The sequence below is a fragment of the uncultured Winogradskyella sp. genome (assembly GCF_947498005.1).
Taxonomy (GTDB): Bacteria; Bacteroidota; Bacteroidia; order Flavobacteriales; family Flavobacteriaceae; genus Winogradskyella.
Map to the genome: position 1 here is coordinate 247,680 of NZ_CANMIW010000004.1, position 18,405 is coordinate 266,084.

The following is an 18,405-nucleotide window of genomic DNA, read 5'->3' on the forward strand; positions in this document are numbered from 1 at the left end:
TTATAAATTTAAGGTTTTGTAGAGGAGTATTCACTTAATGGCAACTCTATAATAGTACTATCCCAAGCCATAGTGAGTTTTAAATTACCCGTTTTATGGTCAAAGGCAATTGTAAATTGTTCTACAGTTTCGTCAATTGTTTCTGATGGTACAACAACTTCTAAGGCATCAAAATTTGGATCCCACATTGGTTCCATTCTTTCATTAACACCCCATTTATACTGTTTAGAATTAAACATTACTTTCCATTTATCTTCCATAGGGACAGTCCAAATGGTGTACTTTCCCTTTTTTAAAACCATACCATCAATTAATAAATCTTGGTTGGTTTCAAAAGTTGTAGCTTCATTTGCACCTGTTCGCCATACCTTATCAAAAGGTACAAGTGCACCAAATACAATACGCTCTCGTTTAGAAGGTCTGTTGTATTCTACTTTTAACTTCAAATCATTTAAAGTAATTTCTGCAGAATCTTTAGGGCTCAATCGTGGCGCAAAAATATTTTCTACAAATACAGAATATAATAGTAAGCCTAAAGCTAAGATGCTTAGTATAATTAGGAGGCGTTTCAGCATAGTTTTTAATCTAAAAATTAAGAGGGTTCAATGTAATGCAAACTTATGCATTCTAAATTTAAAGATAATTCAATTCCTTAAATTTATAAGCTACTAACGTTGAATTTTAAGCAATTCTTATGAAAAATGATGTTTTATGAAAAATTTTTGCAACACTTTATTTTTTGTATCGTCTTTAGTGTATAACCAATCAAAAAATCAAATCTAAAATTAGTACGTTTCAAATAAATATTGTTGAACTGTGTAAACAGAACAATAGGCAAGCGCAAATGCAATTGTACAATCAGTATTGCAATGGCATGTTGGTTGTAGCTAAAAGATATGTACGCAACACTATGGAAGCAGAAGATATTGTTCAAGAATCTTTTATAAGTGCTTTTTCTAGGTTAGATCAGTTTAAAGCTCAAGTTAGTTTTGGCGCTTGGTTAAAAAGAATAGTAATTAATAGATGCATTGATTCTTTAAAGTCTAAGCATCAACGTTTGGTAGAATTAGAAGATTTTCATTTAAGCGATGTTACAAATGAAAATGAAAGTGATTGGCAAGTAGAATCAGAAATTACTGTTGAAGACGTCAATATTGAAATTGAGAAGTTGTCAGAAAAATACAAATATGTTGTGCTATTGTATTTAGTAGAAGGCTATGATCATAGCGAGATTTCTGACATATTAAAAATTACAGAAGTTGCCTCTAGGACACAATTATCACGAGGCAAACAAAAGTTGAAAAAGGCATTAAAATATAAGCAAAATGAAGCAAGATATTAGAGATTTATATAGAAATGAAGCCAAAAATGAAGACCTAAAAATGTCTGAAGGGCACGAAATGCGATTTCTTCAGAAATTAGGTAAAGCCTTACCTGTAAAAGAAAAATCATCAAATAAGACTTTGTTTTTTAAAGTCGCAGCTAGTGTTATAGTGTTATTAGGATTAAGTATTGGAGGTTTTAAAATGTTTAACAATTCAGTTGATGTAAAAGACCCAATTAAGGTAGTTGATACCGAAATAAAAACGTTAGGTGATATATCGCCAGATTTTAAAAAAGTAGAGGATTATTACTTAGCGAGTATAAATTTAGAATTGTCTAAAGTGCAATTAACACCTGAAAATAAAGAATTGTTTGATGGCTACATAGCACGCTTAAAAGAGTTAAATGACGAGTACAAAAAATTAACGATAGAGCTTAATAAAAACGGACCCAATGAAGCAACTTTAGATGCATTAATACAAAATCTAAAGTTTCGTTTAAAGCTTGTAATGCGTTTAAAGGATAAGCTCAAAGACTTTAGTGATGTGCCTATGGAGCAAAAAACAGCTTAAATCAATCAATTAATCAATCAATCAATCAATCAATCAAATTCAATTAAAAAACGAACAGTTAAATCAAAGAATCATGAACAAAATCAAAATTTTAATTCTCTGTCTTTTTACCACTTTAGGTTATGCACAGAAAACGATGAACAAAACATCACAATCCATAAAGGTAGATAAGGATGTTGTAGTAGACCTAAACACTAGCAACGTAGAAATTCACTTAGAAACATGGAATAGAAATACGGTAGAAATCGAAGCTTACATTGAAAGCGAAACATTATCTAATGAGCAATTAAAAGACGCTTTAGAGCATTGGAGTCTTAAGGTTGAAGGTTCTAATAATAAGGTTTCAATTTCATCTCATGGAGGTAGACATATTGGTTTGTTAGAAACTGATGATTATTCGGTTTTATTAAATGATTTAGAGTACCAACTTATTGAGTTGCCAGAAATGCCTGAGATGCCAGAGATGCCAGAGCTTCCAGAAATGGTACAAATGCCTAGGATGCCAGATTTACCAGAAATGCCTGTGATGCCAAAATTACCGGAATTGCCTAAAGGTGTAACGACTATAGAATTCGATTACGAAAGATATCAAGAAGAAGGAGAGGCCTATTTGGCTGAATGGAGTAAAAAGTACGAAAAGAAAGGTGGTAAAGAGTTTCAGAAAAAAATGGAAGATTGGGCAAGAAAGTTTGGTGAAGCAGGTTATCCAGAAAAAATGGAAAAATGGGGAAAAGAATATGCTAAACGTTTTGATGGAAAATGGACTGAAGAAATGGAAAAATGGGGCGAAAAATTTGGCGAAAAATATGGTGAGGATATGGAAAAATGGGGAGAGGAGTTTAGTAAGAAATTTGGCAAAGAATGGGAAGAGAAGATGAAAGTTTGGGGAGAGCGTTTTAGTAATGAAATGGATGAACGTTCCGAAGTTATGGAGGAAAGAAGGGAAGCGCTTGATAAAAGAAAAGAGGCATTGTATGAGCAAAGAGATGCACGTAGAGCTGCATTAGAAGCTAGGCGTAGTGCGTTACAAAATAGAAGAAACACTCAGGTTATTCAACGATTAGAATCAGGTAGCAATAGTAAAGTGAAAAAGGTAATTAAAATTAAAATACCTAAAAAGGCTAAGTTAAAAACAGACATAAGACATGGCGAATTGAAACTAAGCTCTGTGATTCATAACATGAGTGGCGATATTTCGCACTCATTCTTAGTAGCAGAACACATTGATGGAAGTGATACTTCCATCAATGTATCTTACTCACCAGTCGTCATAGATACATGGAATTTAGGAACGTTAAATCTCAACTTTGTAGACAAAGCGCAGATTAAAAACGCAAAAAGCTTAGTTCTTAACTCCAAATCATCTAATATTAATATTCAAAGCCTTACCGAAACTGGTATTATCGACGGTAGTTTTGGAGACCTTACCATTTCTAATATTTCGGATGTTTTTAAGAATCTTAATTTAGTTTTAGAGCATAGTGATGCGTTAATAAATTTGCCTAAAGATGTAGATTATATACTTTATTTTAAAGGTAATAGATCTAAGTATAACAATAAATCTACAACACAAAAGACGATAAGAAATTTACCAAATAGTCAAGATTCAAATAGAAATATAGTGGTTAATGCCAAGTTTAGTAATGTGATTGTTAATTAAAAAAAATACAGTATAGTTAATAGATAGTTATCTATCTTAAATACTAAAATTATTTAAATTTTATTTTGCAGATTTGTCATAGAATCTGTTATTCCTTTCTTCTTTCCATTAAATAGTTTTCTATTTTTATGGAAATTTTTATTTATGCCTGTTGCAAGTTTTGAAATCTTATTAAATTCCATTAATGCTTATCCTATTATTGAAGCATTAGCAAATCCTCAAGATTGTGTTACGTTAGATTTATCGATTGATAATGAGGCGTTACTAAACATCAACATTTCATCTTCTAAAGACTTAGATAACTATATTACTAACTATATCACATATAATAAAGCCAAATTAGCTTATGGAGGTTATCTTGAAAAACGCGGAATTTATAAACGTAGCGAATACTTTAATGAGCTTGATACCAAAAAAGAAAGAAATATTCATTTAGGAACAGACATATGGATTAGTGAAGAAACACCAGTATTTGCACCATTAGATGGAATAATCCATAGTTTTAATAACAATACAAATTATGGCGATTATGGACCAACTATAATTTTAGAACATAAAATAAATGATTATATGTTTTACACCTTATATGGTCATTTAAGTATAGAATCTATTACGGATAAAATTGTTGGAGTAGAAGTAAAGTCAGGTATGCAAATAGGAACTTTAGGGAGTGCAAATGTAAATGGTGATTATCCGCCTCATTTACATTTTCAGGTCATTAAAGATATTCAAAATTACAAAGGCGATTATCCAGGTGTTACTAACGAAAATGATTTAGAGTTTTATAAAAGTAATTGCCCAAATCCTAATGCGCTTTTAAGGCATTATTAAGTATTTCGTTTTTCAAGTGATTTAAAGATCCATTCTGAGATAAAACATAAACCAATTATTACAACTGAAACTATTACACCAGTAAGATTAGATTGATATTGTTGATGAATTAAAATAATTAAGGCTAACAGACAAAAAGCAGACCCTAAAAGAGGAATTAATTTATTACTACCAGTCTCTTTAGCACATTTGAAACCAACAAAATTGACAATACCAAAGATGAGTATAAAACCTACACTTCCGGCAGTTGAAATTGTTTCTAAATTTAAAATATTTACTAATACCAATGTTGCCATAGCCGTTATGAATAAACCAACAGGCTGATTCCATAGTTTTGACATAAAATGATGTGGTAATTCATCATCTTCTGCAATCTCGTAATTCACTCTACTACCGCCATACAATGACGCGTTAATCGCCGAAAACGTGGAAATTAAAGCAGCAACGGTAATAATTGTAAAACCAATCTTGCCTAGCATAGGTTGCGCTGCCTCTGCTAAAACATAATCTTCAGCCTTTGCAATTTTATCAAATGGAAGTGAACCAACTGTAACAATAGCAATTATAATATATAGTATAATTACAAATATTACAGAATAATAATATGCTCGCGGAATATTTTTTTTAGGATTCTCAATGTCTGGAGCAGCATTTGCAATGAGCTCAAAACCTTCATAAGCAACAAATATAACCATACCAGCAGCAAATAATTGAATTGGGGTTTCCCAATGACTTATGGCTAACTGAGATAGGTTGGGATTACCTATAAGACCATAAGATCCAATACCTATAAAACCAATGAGAATGATTAATTTTATAACTACCGCGTACGATTCTATTTTTCCAACGACTGCAATGCTATAATAGTTAATGGAAGTTGCCAAAATAATTATAGCACTCGCATAGATATGAAAGTCAATTGTTTTATTATGTGTAAGTTCAAGTAAATTTGGCGCGTAAGAACCAAAAGCTGAAGCATATAAAGACAACATAATAATGTAACTTACCCATAGTAAGTTGTTAATAGCTCCACTAAAAATTGAGATTCCGAACCCTTGATTAATAAACTTTACTGTACCACCTCTATCAGGATATTTTTGAGAAAGTTTTACATAACTGTAAGAGGTTAGTAAAGCTAAAATACCAGCAAATAAAAATGCCACAGGAGTTCCTCCTTTAGCAATTGAAACTGCTAATCCTAGTACTGCAAAAATTCCTCCACCAACCATACCTCCAATTCCGATGGAAATAGCCTCTTTTAAACTTATATTACTGCTCATTTGCGTTAAGAATTATTTACTTAATTTATTTAATTCGATAAAAATTAAAAGTTTGTGATCTGTTTCTGAGCTATTAATTTTCCAATTAAAAAACCTGTAATAGCTAAAACACCATCAGAAATAGAAAACCATAGCTCTTTTGGCAATATTACAATAGTTACAAACGTCGCAATTACCATTAATCCTCCCGTAATGTAAGAAGGAATAACACTTTGTTTAGAGATCTTGGCGGCAGTAAACATACCTGTAATTATGCCTGCGAAATGAGCTATAACGACAAAAACCTTAGAACCCATTGGAATTTTTCCCATATTGTTCTTTATCCATTTTACATCGGAAAGATCTGCACCTTCTGGGAATGTAAATAGGTTATGACCAATAACTGCCTCAAAGATATGAACTGTAATACTCGCAACAATCAATCCTATAATGGTAGCTAATACATTTTTCATTTTTAAAATCTAATTAGATGTTAAGTTAAGAAATTATTTTTTACAAGTAAGAAGTGAAGGACCTATTACTTTATTTTAATCTTTAATAATTCAATGATTTTTAGAGAATAATTTACCTTCAATATACTCATGGAAGTATATCATTAAGCCGATTAAAAAGTGGTAACCGATTAAGAATTTGGCTATTAATTCTGTGGCATTGTTTGAGTTTAAAATAATAAAACCGGTTACTACGTGGTAAGCCATTAAGATAAAAAGCGCTGAGTTAGATTTTGTAGACAATGCCCAAGCTATAAATATAAGTTGAAACACTAATCGTCCTATTTGAAAAGGCAGCCTTTCGTTGCCTACTTTACTATATACAGATACAATTAATAGAATCTCTATAGCAAGAGAAATAATAATGGCTACGATTAAGATTGGTCTTTGCTTTCTTAGCATATATAATTTTTTACTGATAAATATTATGCTTTATTTTTTTCCAACCCATTGAGACAATGCTAGGTTCATAAATTAATAATTTATTACTTATAATAATGATTAGAGTAGTTTCAATAGTAGAGATAATAGCCAATTTTAATGCATATGATGCTAAGCCATGTGTAGAATTTAGTATTAGCTCTAACAAATATAGAGCCATGCTAATTAGCCATAAATTCCCCAAAATAGATTTAGTTACGTAAAGTTTTTTAAACTTAAATATAGTGAAGATTAAAGATATAGGCTTTATGAAAAAAATTAATACTAATGGCGACCAAAAATTTAATCCAACTCTCCTAATATAGATTACACATGAAATTATGAGAATCCAAGTAAAATAATGTATCAATACTGATACGGGATTATTGATTTTGTTATATTTAACTATGTCGAATATTAATATAGAAAGCAATACAGATGAAGCGATATTATTCATTATCATCGAGTATCGGAAAACAAGCAGAATTATGGCAATCGAAATGCTTAATCCTAATTTAACCCAGTCATATATCGCTAATTTATTCAAATGATTGCAGATGTTTTAATTACAACCATTTCTTACGTTTAAAATAATATAACAAACCAATAAACATAATAAACATGACTCCCAAAAGTACGAAATAGCCATAACGATATCTGAGTTCTGGGATGTATTCAAAATTCATTCCATAGATACCTGCTAAAAAGGTAAGTGGAATAAAAATAGATGAGATAATAGTAAGAACTTTCATCACTTCATTCATCTTGTTGCTAATGGTAGTCATGTACATATCCATTAAACTCCAAATCATTTCTCGGTAAATATCTATATTCTCCGAAACTTGAATTAAGTGGTCGTAAATATCTCTGTAATAAGTAATTGTTTTTTTGTAAATTAATGGATGCTCCCCTTTTTCAACACGATTAATAATTTCTCGTAATGGAAAAATAGCACGACGCACTTTTAAGATTTCACGTTTTAGTTGTTGCACATCTATACTAATATTTTCTCTTGTATGGCCTGCAAATAAATCGGTTTCTAAGTCTTCAATTTTATTACCTAAGGTTTCAATTATACTAAAGTAATTGTCTACAACAGCATCAATTAAAGCATACAAAAGGTAATCTGATTTTAGATTTCTAATTCGTCCATTTCCTAATCTTAATCGTTCTCTTATCGTATCAAAAACATCGCCTTCAGACTCCTGAAAAGAGAGAACATAATTTTTACCAAGTACAAAACTCACTTGTTCTATAACTATGTTTTCATCTTTATCGTAGTATAACATTTTAAGTACAATGAATAAATAATCTTCATACTCATCTATCTTAGGTCGTTGCGTAGTATTTACAATATCTTCAAGAACAAGAGGGTGTAAATCATATTGTTTTCCGATTTTTTCAATCTGTTCTGTATGTTTTAAACCATCGACATTTATCCATGAAACAGAATCAGTTTCTTTAAAAGTGTAGGTGTCTTCAATTTTGGTTAAAACACTTTCTGTAAAGGTATCTTTTGTATAATCAAAGGCTTCAATATGAAAATCTTTATTTGATTTTTCTCCTGTGTATATTAAGGTTCCTGGAACTTGACCAACATGTTTTTTGTAATGTTCTGTTCTTTTTTTAACCTTACGTTTTAAAACCATGTTTTAATATTTAAAATAATAATATCAACTAAATTAAACTAAAGTTTGCTTATTGCAATTTTAAATCTGCTCTTAAGCTTAAATCTGCGTTGCTTTTTTTATTCCAATAATCAGTTTTTAGTGTTTTTAACTTTGTAGCTTTCGTAGTTAACGTCTTTGCTGAAGGTCCTTTGCCAGAGATGGTAGTTTCTGTCCATCCTAAAATTTCATGTGGAAAATTAGAATTATAGCTAATTTTTACGGTTCTATTTAATTCGTTGTAGTTAATGGTATAACTATCATTCTCTAAGCTTGTTGTGGCACTATATACCTTAAGCTCATCGTGGTTAAGTCTAGCACTTTCAATAGAAGGAATAAGCTTAATTTTACCAACAGGAAGAGTAGTTGGATCAATCCTTAATTTTGCCCAAAGTTCGTTTTCTGTCCAGTTTTTTTCTAATGTAAATGTGTCATCTGCTTCGCCTTGAAAGTAAGAATGCGACATTATTTCAAATTTGTCACGATTGTTTAATTGGGTATATACATGTCCACACCATTCTTGTACAGAGGTTGAAATTTTTATAGCATGTTGATTATTTGCCACAGGAAAAAAGGTGCTCTGCATTATAGAATAAGGGTAAATACCATTGTTGAAATTCTTGGTCATATTCAGTTTTAGAACAGGAACATTATTAGCATTGTAATTATTAGCTTTTACTTGTTCATCTGGTAAAAAGTCTTCGGTAACAAAGATTAGTACGGCAGTGCCTTCCTTGAGCTCGCCATATCGCGCTTGTTCTAATTTGTAAGATGTTATTTCTGCATCGCCATTATACCAATAGTCTTTAAAGTCTTCGGATAGTGCTTTTTTAGGCGCTTCAGGTATTGGTGCTACTTCAGTAAGTTTTGCTATCTCTGATTCTTTTTTCGTAGTTGCATCTTTACAAGCGGTAAAGCTCAAAATACTAACAGTAATTAATACCAAGATGAGTTTTATTTTCGTTATCATAATCAACAAATTTCAACGCTGTTATTGCTTAAAAGCATAGAACGTACGTTGGGTTTTATAATAAAGATAAGCTTCTAGATATCGTCTGCAATGCTATTTAACGTTTTATAAAGTAAATGAGTTGGCAAACCAACCACATTATTATAAGAGCCGTCAATATTAGTTATCGCAATGGCACCAATCCATTCTTGTATGCCATATGCACCAGCTTTGTCTAAGGGATTGAAATGATTAATGTAGTACCAGATTTCTTCATCTGCGAGCTGCTTAAAAGTCACTTTGGTAATAGTATTTACAACCCATTGTTTTCCGTTGCAAGTAATGCAAATAGATGTAACCACCTCATGGGTTTTGTTGCTTAAAGATTTTATCATCTCAAAAGCATCGGCTTCATCTTTTGGTTTGCCAATGGCTTCATCTTCTAACCAAACGATAGTATCACTTGTAATTAGAATATCATTGTCTCTAAGTTCTTCAGCAAATGGTTGAGCCTTTAACTTGGCCAGAAAATCGGTTATTTCTTCACGTTTTAAATGTTTCGGAAAAACCTCTTCTACTGGTTTTAACCTAATTTCAAAATCGAGATGCATATCTTTTAAAAAAGAATGACGACGTGGCGAAGCAGAGGCTAAAATAATATTAAAGTCTTTAAGTTTTTCGTTAAGCATATTATTTCAAAATATAATAATAAAGAATTAGAGACAACATACCTGTTAGCATCACTAATTTATAAATTAGACTGATTTGTTTGTATTCTGATTTCTCTTTAGCATTAAATAACTTAATGCTGGCATAAATTAAAGGTGCAATTACCAAAATTAAAAAGTAGCCCACAACAGGTAATTGCTTAAATAAATAAGTAATGACGTAATAAGTTATGGATAAAATAGGAAGCAAAGAAATAATGAAAACTATTTTGTTAGATTTTGTCTTACCTAAAAGTACAGGTAGAGTTTGTATTTCAGTCTTTTTATCACCTTCAATATCTTCAATATCTTTAACCATTTCTCTAACGAGATTTATTAAAAATGCAAATATGGCATAGTCTTTAATAATGTTTATAAAGGTTGTTTGTACAGCTTCATTATTGACGTTCATAGCAGGAATCAATTCAAAAACACCAACTAAAACAATACTTAATGCAACAACAATCGAGACTACAATATTACCAACAACAGCAATTTGTTTTAGTGATGTAGAATAAATATAGAGTAGTGCAGAAGCTATAAAAAAGATAGCGAAGAAACTAGTTTTACCTATGCCATAAGTTAAATAAAAGCCTAAGCCAACACCAATTATATTAAATGCCATGAATAGAGAGTAAGCATCTTTTTCACTTATGTTTTTTGTTACAATAAGTTTACTGGGCTTATTTATTCTATCGGTTTCAATATCATTTATGTCATTAATTACATAACCACCTGCAGCAATCAAAATTGTAGATAAAACAAGTAAGAAAAAATTAAAATGTGATAAAGATATTGTCACGCCGTGGCTTTCTTGAAATGGTATCAGTAAAGCATATTTAATTAAGTACTGCATAAAAGCAATCATTAATAAGTTTTTCCAACGGATTAAATTGAGAATGTGAATCATTTGAGGGATTAGTGAGATACTATTTTAGTGATTAAATAATAAGTGATAAAAGCAACTATAACTATTATTATAATGCTTAAAATTAGTGTACGTTTAAAAAGTTTTTGTTCTTGGAGCCTTATTTTATTTTTAATTCTTTCCTTATCTTCTTTAGTTAAATCTTTATGCAGAAAATCCATTTGGTAGTGCAAATGAGTTTCTAAATCTAACTTCTCTTTATATTTAGAAAACGGTGTAGACGATTTTCGGTTAAAAGTAGATTGGTTATTCCCAAAACCTATATATCCAAATCCAGTACTATGTCTTCTTCTATTAGACATGATTAAATTATTTTAACAATCATTTTTCTATTAAACAAAAACGGTAAATAATAACTTGCTAATCATACTTAGCACTAAAGTTACCATTCCATTTGCCTTGTACTTTTAAGACTTGCTCAATAACATCTCTAACAGCACCTTTTCCACCATTTTTATGTGAAATGTATTTTGAAATAGCTTTAATTTCAGGAACTGCATCTTGAGGACAACAAGGCAATCCAACCAATTCCATAACAGGATAATCTGGTATGTCGTCGCCCATATATAACACTTCAGATTTAGAAACATTGTGTTGGTCTAAATATGCATTAAGCTGTTCAATTTTGTTGTGAGCACCTAAAAATATGTCTTTTATACCCAAACCAGCTAAACGTTTACGAACACCTTCGTTAGATCCGCCAGAAATAATGCACAAGTTAAAACCTACATCAACAGCTGTTTTTAGGGCAAATCCGTCTTTAATGTTCATGGTTCTTAACATTTCGCCTTCAGTTGTTACCGTAATGGTTCCATCTGTTAAAACACCATCTACATCAAAAATGAAGGTGGTTATATCTGCTAAGTATTCTTTATAACTTTTATCGTCGCTCATTGGTTTTGATATCAAAAATTTAAATTATTTATTTGGTTAAATATATTAAAATAATGTTGGTCTGTTCTCAATTCTATTGTCAATACATTCTTTAATTTTGAAATTTTATAGATTTCATTTAAATCAAATAAGGGGTGAAGAATTTCAATTAATTTATCGATTATCTTAGACTTTGAATCAGATACTAAAATATAGTTGGAAGTACTTTTTATTTCAGAAAAATTTTTCCTTAAAAGTTGAGATACCATGTCCTTGATCGTTCTTTTTTTTATTATAAAATCTGGAATGTTTTGTGATGTATATTCTGTTTTCCAAATAGCTGAAACAAATAGATTTTGGCTCTTTGCACTTAGGATTAAATTCCCAGATGAGAATGTTGATTTTTTATATTCTAAAATCCATTTTCTGGATGTTTTAATTTCACCTAAAACACTATAAGACCAAGCATTATAATTGCCTTTTGATTTTCCGTTAAGTTGACTAATAAAACTTTCAAACTTTAAACAGAATGATTCATTCTTTACATAGTAAGGAGAATCCTTTTCGTTGGCAACTGCATTTGGTTTTATCATCGTTTTACTTGCTTCATCGATCTGCTCAAAACATTATGCGTCTTCTTAATCGAAGATGTCAGCATTTTGTATATCGCTTCATGCTCATCCTTTTCAATTAATTTTAATTGTCTTTTAATTGTTCTTTTATCATTGCGTTTAGCCGGTCCCGTTTGTGCCATAAAAGGCGACATTTGTTGCACTTTCTTAGCCGTTTCCTCAATTAATGGATGTAAAATTTCGAATTCTATATTCTTCGTTTCACAAATTTCATGACCGATTCTATAGAGTTGATTAGTAAAATTATTTACAAAAACTGCTGCTAAATGAAGCGTTTGACGTTGTTCTGTGGTTATTTTATGTGGCTTACACCCAACTGCTCTTGCTAAGTCTCTTAAGAGTTCAAGATTTTCTTTTTCATACACTTCAACACAAATTGGCACTTCAGAAAAATTAATTTCTGCACCTTTTGTAAATGATTGTAAAGGGTAAAAAACACCAATTTGGTTTTTTTTATCAATGTCGTGCATAGCAACACTGCCAGACGTATGAACAACCAAACGATTTGTAAATGGTAAAGCAGATGAAAATTCTGCAATACTATCATCACTCACTGCCATAATATATAGATCAGCTTCTTTAAGTTCATTTAACGAATCCGTAATTTCTACGTCATTGGCAAAAGAAGAAATGGAAGAACGTCTTCTGTTATACCACTGTTTTACCGAAACGTTATCGGCATTAGAAAAGGCTTTATATAAATGTGTGGCTACATTGCCAGCACCAAGTAATATCACTGAAATCATGCTGTAAAAATACTAAGATTTCTTATCTTAGAATAACAACAAAGCGATTAAAAGAATAACTTTGAAACAATGAGCAAAAAAGATATAAAAACCAGAGCAGACGTTTTTTTATTAGTTTCTAAATTTTATGAAAAAGTTAGAAAAGATGAAACGCTAGGACCATTTTTTAATAAAACCATTAAAGATTGGCCAGCGCATTTAGAGCATCTTACAACCTTTTGGGAATCGAGCTTATTTTTAAAAACAAAATTTAGTGGCAATCCTTTAGAAGCACACACCAAAGTGGACAAAGCTTTTAATCATAGTATTACAGAATTGCATTTTGGCATTTGGCTGAATTTATGGTTTCAAACTATAGACGAATTATTTGAAGGCGATTATGCTGAAAACGCCAAACGAAGAGCACGTAAAATGGGCACTTTTATGTACATGAATATTTTTACGTCTAGAAATACTTAGGCTTTTATGTGCAACTTCTTAAATTTGTGTTTTTTAAAACCTAAAATTTAAAACACAAACTACGATATGAAACTCATCAAAGAATTTAAAGAATTTGCAGTAAAAGGAAACATGATGGATATGGCTGTTGGTATCATAATAGGTGCAGCATTTAATAAAGTCATCGATGTATTGGCAAAACAGGTTCTGTTGCCGCCATTGTCACTGTTAACAGATGGTGTAAATTTTAGTGATAAAAAATTAGTGTTGCGAGATGCTGTATTAAATTCTGCTGGTGAAACCATAACGGCTGAGGTAGCTGTTGCTTATGGTAAATTGTCTGAAGTGTTTTTAGATTTTATAATTATCGGTTTTACAGTATTTGTAATTGTAAAGTTTATGAACAGACTTATAAATCAGGCTCAAGATACTACAGACGAAACTGTGGTAACACCTAAGGATATTCAGTTGTTATCAGATTTAAAAGATTTAATGGAAGAGCAAAACAAAATTTTAAAGACAGATTCAAGTAATTAAGCTTGTAGAATTAATAGAATTTTAACAACTATTGAGGGTTTTAAAGGAATGCCTAAATCGTTTAAAAACCATATCTTTGCACGAGCTTAAAAAAGCCATTAATTATGCAAAAGAAAATCGCTAATTTCCTATTCTCTACAAAACTTACTGCGTTTTTATTTATTGCCTTTGCCGCAGCCATGGCAACAGGCACACTTTTAGATAGAAACATGGATACTTCACCAACACCTTACACAAGAACATTGATTTATGGTGCATGGTGGTTTGAAGCAATTATGGTCTTCTTTGTCATTAATTTTGTAGGTAATATTTTTAGATTCCGTTTGTATAAAAAGGAAAAATGGGCAACGCTAATTTTACATTTATCTTTCATCTTTATTTTACTAGGAGCATTTATAACGCGTTATGTAGGTTATGAAGGAATTATGCCTATTAGAGAAGGCGAAACTCAAAATGAATTTTACTCGCAAAAAACATACATAAGCGGTCGTATTATTGGCGATTATAAAATAAATGGTCAGTTACAACAACGTAGAGTAGAAGAGGAAGTAGATTTTTCTCATCGTTTAGATAATTCATTTAGTGAAACATTAGATTATGGAGATACAGATGTTACAATTAAACTCAAGGAATTAATTCAAGGTGCTGAAAAGGACGTTATTCCTAATGAAACAGGTAAGCGCTATTTAAAAATAGTCGAAGCTGGTAATGGAGCACCTCATAATCACTTTTTAGAAGATGGTACAATCTCTAGCCTTCATAATGTTTTAGTGTCATTGAATAAATTTGAAAAGGATGCTATAAATATTACTGAAACAGAAGAAGGTTTATTTATTCAATCACCTTACGAAGGAGAGTATATGACGATGGCGACGCGTGCAACAGGTAAATTATTTAAAGATAGTATTCAGCCATTGATTTTAAGATCGCGATATATTATTGGGAATATGCAAATTGTGATGCCAAAGCCTATTATTAAGGGCGATTTTGGAGTGGTAAAAAAGTCTGAGCTCTTAAAGAATGATACTGATGGTTTAATTTTAGAGGTTACTGCGAACGGAGAAACTAAAGAAGTTGGCGTTTTAGGAGGACTAGGAATACCAGCGGAATATGAAGAATTTGAAGTTGGTGGCTTAGAATTAGCTTTAAAATATGGACCTAAAGTTTTAAAATTACCTTTTGATGTAAAACTCAACGATTTTATTGCCGAAAAATATCCTGGCACCGAAAAAGCTTATTCATCTTACGAGAGTAAGGTTACGGTTTTAGATAGAGAAGAAGGCGATTTTGATTATCATATTTATATGAACCACGTATTAGATCATAGAGGTTACCGTTTCTTTCAAGCAAACTTTGATCCAGATGAAAAAGGAACCTACCTTTCTGTAAACCATGATTTTTGGGGAACATATATTACCTACGCAGGTTACATGTTTTTGTATTTTGGGTTGTTAGCAATTCTATTCGCAAAAAACACACGCTTTGATGATATACGAAACCGACTAAAGAAGATAAAAGCAAAGAAAGCAAAAATAATGACAATGATATTGTTGTTATTCGGTTTAACAGGTTTTGCGCAACAACATTCAGAGGACGATGGCCACAACCATCAAGATAGGCCTGTAAAAGAACAAATAGATTCAATTTTAAGAGTACATATTACGCCTAAGGAACACGCAGCTGAGTTTTCAAAAATGGTAATTCAGGATTATAGTGGTCGTATGATGCCAATTCATACTTATTCTTCAGAAATGTTACGTGGTATTAGTCATAGAGATACGTATGAAGAATTTAACGCAGATCAAGTTTTTCTTTCCATACAAGAAAGTCCTATGCTTTGGTATAATGTGCCAATTATTTATTTAACACCAAGAAAAGCAGATTCTATAAGAACCATTATTGGTGTAGATAAAAAGGTTAAACATGCCAGTCTACTCGATTTCTTTACGGAACGTGGTGTAAATAAACTAGATCCTTATTTGAGTGATGCTTTTAATGCAAAAATTCCAACAGGATATCAAAGTCAAATAAAAGAAGTTTACGGTCGACTAAGTTTATTGTCTGATGCCATTGAAGGAAGAAATATTAAAATATTCCCTGTACCAGAAGATGAAAATAACCGTTGGATATCTTCTAAGGATTTTAGAGACGAAGGATTTAGAGATAAGATAAAGGATTCTCTTTATGGCAACTTTATAAATAATGGATTTGTAGCTTATTTGGTTACTTTAAATAATGCCAAACAAACTGGCGATTATTCTAAAGCTGAAGAATTGCTTTCTGGCATTAAGAAAACTCAGCAGAAATATGGTAGTGAAGTTATGCTATCGGACGAAAAAATTAATTCGGAGATCATGTATAATGATTTCGACCTCTTCAAACGATTGTATTATATGTACATGCTTGTAGGAGCATTGTTATTTATTCTGATCATTGTTCAGATTTTTAAATACAAAAGCAAAGCTTTAAAAATAGCTATTAATATATTCATGATTGTTATTGCGCTGTTTTTTATACTTCACACAATTGGTTTAATTTGGAGATGGTATTTATCTGGTCATGCACCTTGGAGTGATACATACGAATCAATGATTTATGTAGCATGGTCTACCATGTTATTTGGGTTTATTGTAGGTATAACTAAGCGAAAGAATACTTCAGATAAAAAGGCTTCATTTTTAGGTAAATTTAGTTCATCGAGTTTAACTGTTGCTGCAGGTGCCTTTGTAACCTCTATGATTTTAATGATTGCACATTGGAGTTGGTTAGATCCTGCAATAGGTAATCTACAGCCAGTACTACAAGGGTATTGGTTAATGATACATGTGTCTGTTATTGTGGCGAGTTATGGACCATTTACGTTAGGAATGATATTAGGAGCCGTAGCATTGTTGTTAATGATTTTTACAACAAAAGAGAATAAAGAGCGCATGCTTGTAAATATAAAAGAGTTGACCATTATTAACGAAATGGCATTAACGGTTGGTTTAGTAATGTTAACTATTGGAAATTTTCTTGGAGGTATGTGGGCAAATGAAAGTTGGGGACGATATTGGGGTTGGGATCCAAAAGAAACTTGGGCTTTAATAAGTATTATGATATATGCTTTTGTTATTCACATGCGTTTAGTGCCAGGCTTAAGAGGTCGTTGGATCTATAGTTTAATGTCTATTGTGGCATATGGTAGTATTTTAATGACCTATTTTGGTGTTAATTTCTACTTGGCAGGTTTACACTCTTATGCTAGTGGAGACCAAATTTTAAGTGGAAAAGTAATTGCTATTGCTGTAGGTGTTATTGCCATACTTGGTTTTTTCTCTTATAGAAAAAGTAAGATTTACTATAAGAAATAATTGCTCTTTGTTACGCATGGAGTTGGTCTTAACGTCAGCAGAACCTATCAAGTTTAGAATATAATTTATCTTAAATAATATTCTGCTTATTGTAAGTAAAATACCTATTTTGTTAATTAAAAACGTATTTTATCGTGTAAATATGGTTTTAATAGGGTTTTTTGTGATATTTTTACTATGTTTAAACCATAGTAGTACAATTCATTAAAACCCCAAATCTAATGAGAACTATAGTATTAGGACTTATGCTTATGATGAGCATAACTTTTTCATTCGCACAAAACGAAATACAACGTGTTAGAGTTAATTTTGAAAATCCAGAAGGTTTTTCTAGACAGTTGTTATTAGGATTTGTGCCAGATAACTCAGCAACAGATGGATTGGACTATGGATATGATGCTATAAATATTGATGATTTATCAAATGATTTAAATTGGATAATTGAGGACGAACGCTATGTGATACAAGGCGTAGGTGCTTTTAATGAAAATAAGTATTATCCACTTGGACTATTTTTGTCAAATTCTGGTGATGTGAAAATATCTCTACATGAGTTAGAGAATTTTGATGAAGTTATTGATGTGTATTTGTATGATTTAGAATTGGATGAATATACGTTATTAAATGATGTGGATTACCTCAATAGTTTAGCTGCTGAAACATATTTAGATAGATTCTTCATCACATTTTCAAATTCAGTTGGTGATACAATAAGTGAAGAAGTGCTATCCGTAACTCAAAATAATTTTGAAGAGTTAAAAATATGGCATTCATCATTTCAAAATGAATTACATATTGATGGTATTTCAAACGATAACAATACTTTAAAAATAAGTTTATATACTGTCAATGGTAAACAAATTTGGCTAGATAACGTTGATCATACTACTTCAAATTCTATAATAGTTCCCACTTCAAATATTTCTACAGGTATTTACATTGTATCCTTAGAAACCGAGATTTCTTCTTATTCCTCTAAAGTTTATATTGAGAAATAA

21 protein-coding genes are annotated in these 18,405 nt (G+C 31.1%); 9 read left to right on the forward strand and 12 right to left on the reverse strand.

Annotation, left to right across the window (positions count from 1 at the left end; all coding sequences use genetic code 11):
• Positions 1–8: 8 nt before the first annotated feature.
• Complete coding sequence (locus tag Q0891_RS09365; protein ID WP_299100994.1) at positions 9–575, reverse strand: DUF2911 domain-containing protein; 567 nt, start codon at positions 573–575, stop codon at positions 9–11.
• Positions 576–844: 269 nt separating this feature from the next.
• On the opposite strand from Q0891_RS09365, the gene Q0891_RS09370 reads away from it, so the two are divergent.
• The 4 genes from Q0891_RS09370 (at position 845) to Q0891_RS09385 (ending at position 4,386) form a co-directional block, all read left to right on the forward strand.
• Positions 845–1,342, forward strand: a complete 498-nt coding sequence (locus tag Q0891_RS09370) for an RNA polymerase sigma factor (protein ID WP_299100996.1) — start codon at positions 845–847, stop codon at positions 1,340–1,342.
• On the forward strand, positions 1,326–1,895 hold the full coding sequence (locus Q0891_RS09375; protein WP_299100998.1) for a hypothetical protein: 570 nt from the start codon (positions 1,326–1,328) through the stop codon (positions 1,893–1,895). Before Q0891_RS09370 ends, Q0891_RS09375 begins: the two co-directional genes overlap by 17 nt.
• A 73-nt stretch (positions 1,896–1,968) precedes the next feature.
• On the forward strand, positions 1,969–3,555 hold the full coding sequence (locus Q0891_RS09380) for a hypothetical protein (RefSeq protein ID WP_299101000.1): 1,587 nt from the start codon (positions 1,969–1,971) through the stop codon (positions 3,553–3,555).
• Between the two features lie 144 nt (positions 3,556–3,699).
• On the forward strand, positions 3,700–4,386 hold the full coding sequence (locus tag Q0891_RS09385; protein WP_299101002.1) for a peptidoglycan DD-metalloendopeptidase family protein: 687 nt from the start codon (positions 3,700–3,702) through the stop codon (positions 4,384–4,386).
• On the opposite strand, the gene Q0891_RS09390 is transcribed toward Q0891_RS09385, so the two are convergent.
• From Q0891_RS09390 to Q0891_RS09400, 3 genes are all read right to left on the reverse strand, one after another.
• Entirely contained in the window at positions 4,383–5,666 is a 1,284-nt protein-coding gene (locus Q0891_RS09390; protein ID WP_299101004.1) for an APC family permease, read from the reverse strand. The two genes, Q0891_RS09385 and Q0891_RS09390, sit on opposite strands and share 4 nt — an antisense overlap.
• A 44-nt stretch (positions 5,667–5,710) precedes the next feature.
• Positions 5,711–6,118, reverse strand: a complete 408-nt coding sequence (locus Q0891_RS09395; RefSeq protein WP_299101006.1) for a hypothetical protein — start codon at positions 6,116–6,118, stop codon at positions 5,711–5,713.
• Positions 6,119–6,208: 90 nt separating this feature from the next.
• The gene (locus Q0891_RS09400; protein ID WP_299101009.1) at positions 6,209–6,559 is read right to left on the reverse strand and encodes a hypothetical protein; all 351 of its coding nucleotides are present in this window, start codon (positions 6,557–6,559) and stop codon (positions 6,209–6,211) included.
• Positions 6,560–6,654: 95 nt separating this feature from the next.
• Here Q0891_RS09400 and Q0891_RS09405 point away from each other — a divergent pair, with 95 nt between their 5' ends.
• Positions 6,655–6,801: a hypothetical protein gene (locus Q0891_RS09405; protein ID WP_299101011.1), complete on the forward strand. Its 147-nt coding sequence runs from the start codon at positions 6,655–6,657 to the stop codon at positions 6,799–6,801.
• Between the two features lie 342 nt (positions 6,802–7,143).
• Here Q0891_RS09405 and corA read toward each other — a convergent pair whose 3' ends face one another.
• The 8 genes from corA to Q0891_RS09445 all read right to left on the reverse strand — a co-directional run bounded on the left by corA (position 7,144) and on the right by Q0891_RS09445 (position 13,079).
• Positions 7,144–8,226, reverse strand: a complete 1,083-nt coding sequence (gene corA, locus Q0891_RS09410; protein ID WP_299101014.1) for a magnesium/cobalt transporter CorA — start codon at positions 8,224–8,226, stop codon at positions 7,144–7,146.
• A 49-nt stretch (positions 8,227–8,275) separates the two neighbouring features.
• Positions 8,276–9,214 (reverse strand): septum formation inhibitor Maf, encoded by a 939-nt coding sequence (locus tag Q0891_RS09415; RefSeq protein WP_299101016.1) that lies wholly within the window; start codon positions 9,212–9,214, stop codon positions 8,276–8,278.
• Positions 9,215–9,288: 74 nt separating this feature from the next.
• Entirely contained in the window at positions 9,289–9,882 is a 594-nt protein-coding gene (locus Q0891_RS09420) for a Maf-like protein (protein ID WP_299101018.1), read from the reverse strand.
• A gap of 1 nt (position 9,883) precedes the next feature.
• The gene (locus Q0891_RS09425) at positions 9,884–10,810 is read right to left on the reverse strand and encodes a geranylgeranylglycerol-phosphate geranylgeranyltransferase (RefSeq protein WP_299101020.1); all 927 of its coding nucleotides are present in this window, start codon (positions 10,808–10,810) and stop codon (positions 9,884–9,886) included.
• A gap of 8 nt (positions 10,811–10,818) precedes the next feature.
• Positions 10,819–11,130, reverse strand: a complete 312-nt coding sequence (locus Q0891_RS09430) for a hypothetical protein (protein ID WP_299101022.1) — start codon at positions 11,128–11,130, stop codon at positions 10,819–10,821.
• 58 nt (positions 11,131–11,188) lie between these two features.
• Entirely contained in the window at positions 11,189–11,722 is a 534-nt protein-coding gene (locus tag Q0891_RS09435; protein WP_299101024.1) for an HAD family hydrolase, read from the reverse strand.
• Between the two features lie 11 nt (positions 11,723–11,733).
• Complete coding sequence (locus tag Q0891_RS09440; RefSeq protein ID WP_299101027.1) at positions 11,734–12,294, reverse strand: hypothetical protein; 561 nt, start codon at positions 12,292–12,294, stop codon at positions 11,734–11,736.
• Positions 12,291–13,079, reverse strand: a complete 789-nt coding sequence (locus tag Q0891_RS09445) for a Rossmann-like and DUF2520 domain-containing protein (RefSeq protein ID WP_299101029.1) — start codon at positions 13,077–13,079, stop codon at positions 12,291–12,293. Before Q0891_RS09445 ends, Q0891_RS09440 begins: the two co-directional genes overlap by 4 nt.
• A 69-nt stretch (positions 13,080–13,148) precedes the next feature.
• On the opposite strand from Q0891_RS09445, the gene Q0891_RS09450 reads away from it, so the two are divergent.
• From Q0891_RS09450 to Q0891_RS09465, 4 genes are all read left to right on the forward strand, one after another.
• Entirely contained in the window at positions 13,149–13,538 is a 390-nt protein-coding gene (locus Q0891_RS09450) for a group III truncated hemoglobin (RefSeq protein WP_299101031.1), read from the forward strand.
• A 66-nt stretch (positions 13,539–13,604) separates the two neighbouring features.
• Positions 13,605–14,054, forward strand: coding sequence for a large conductance mechanosensitive channel protein MscL (mscL, locus tag Q0891_RS09455; protein WP_299101033.1), 450 nt, complete (start codon positions 13,605–13,607; stop codon positions 14,052–14,054).
• A gap of 104 nt (positions 14,055–14,158) precedes the next feature.
• Complete coding sequence (gene ccsA / locus Q0891_RS09460) at positions 14,159–17,407, forward strand: cytochrome c biogenesis protein (protein WP_299101035.1); 3,249 nt, start codon at positions 14,159–14,161, stop codon at positions 17,405–17,407.
• 221 nt (positions 17,408–17,628) lie between these two features.
• Positions 17,629–18,405, forward strand: a complete 777-nt coding sequence (locus Q0891_RS09465) for a T9SS type A sorting domain-containing protein (protein WP_299101038.1) — start codon at positions 17,629–17,631, stop codon at positions 18,403–18,405.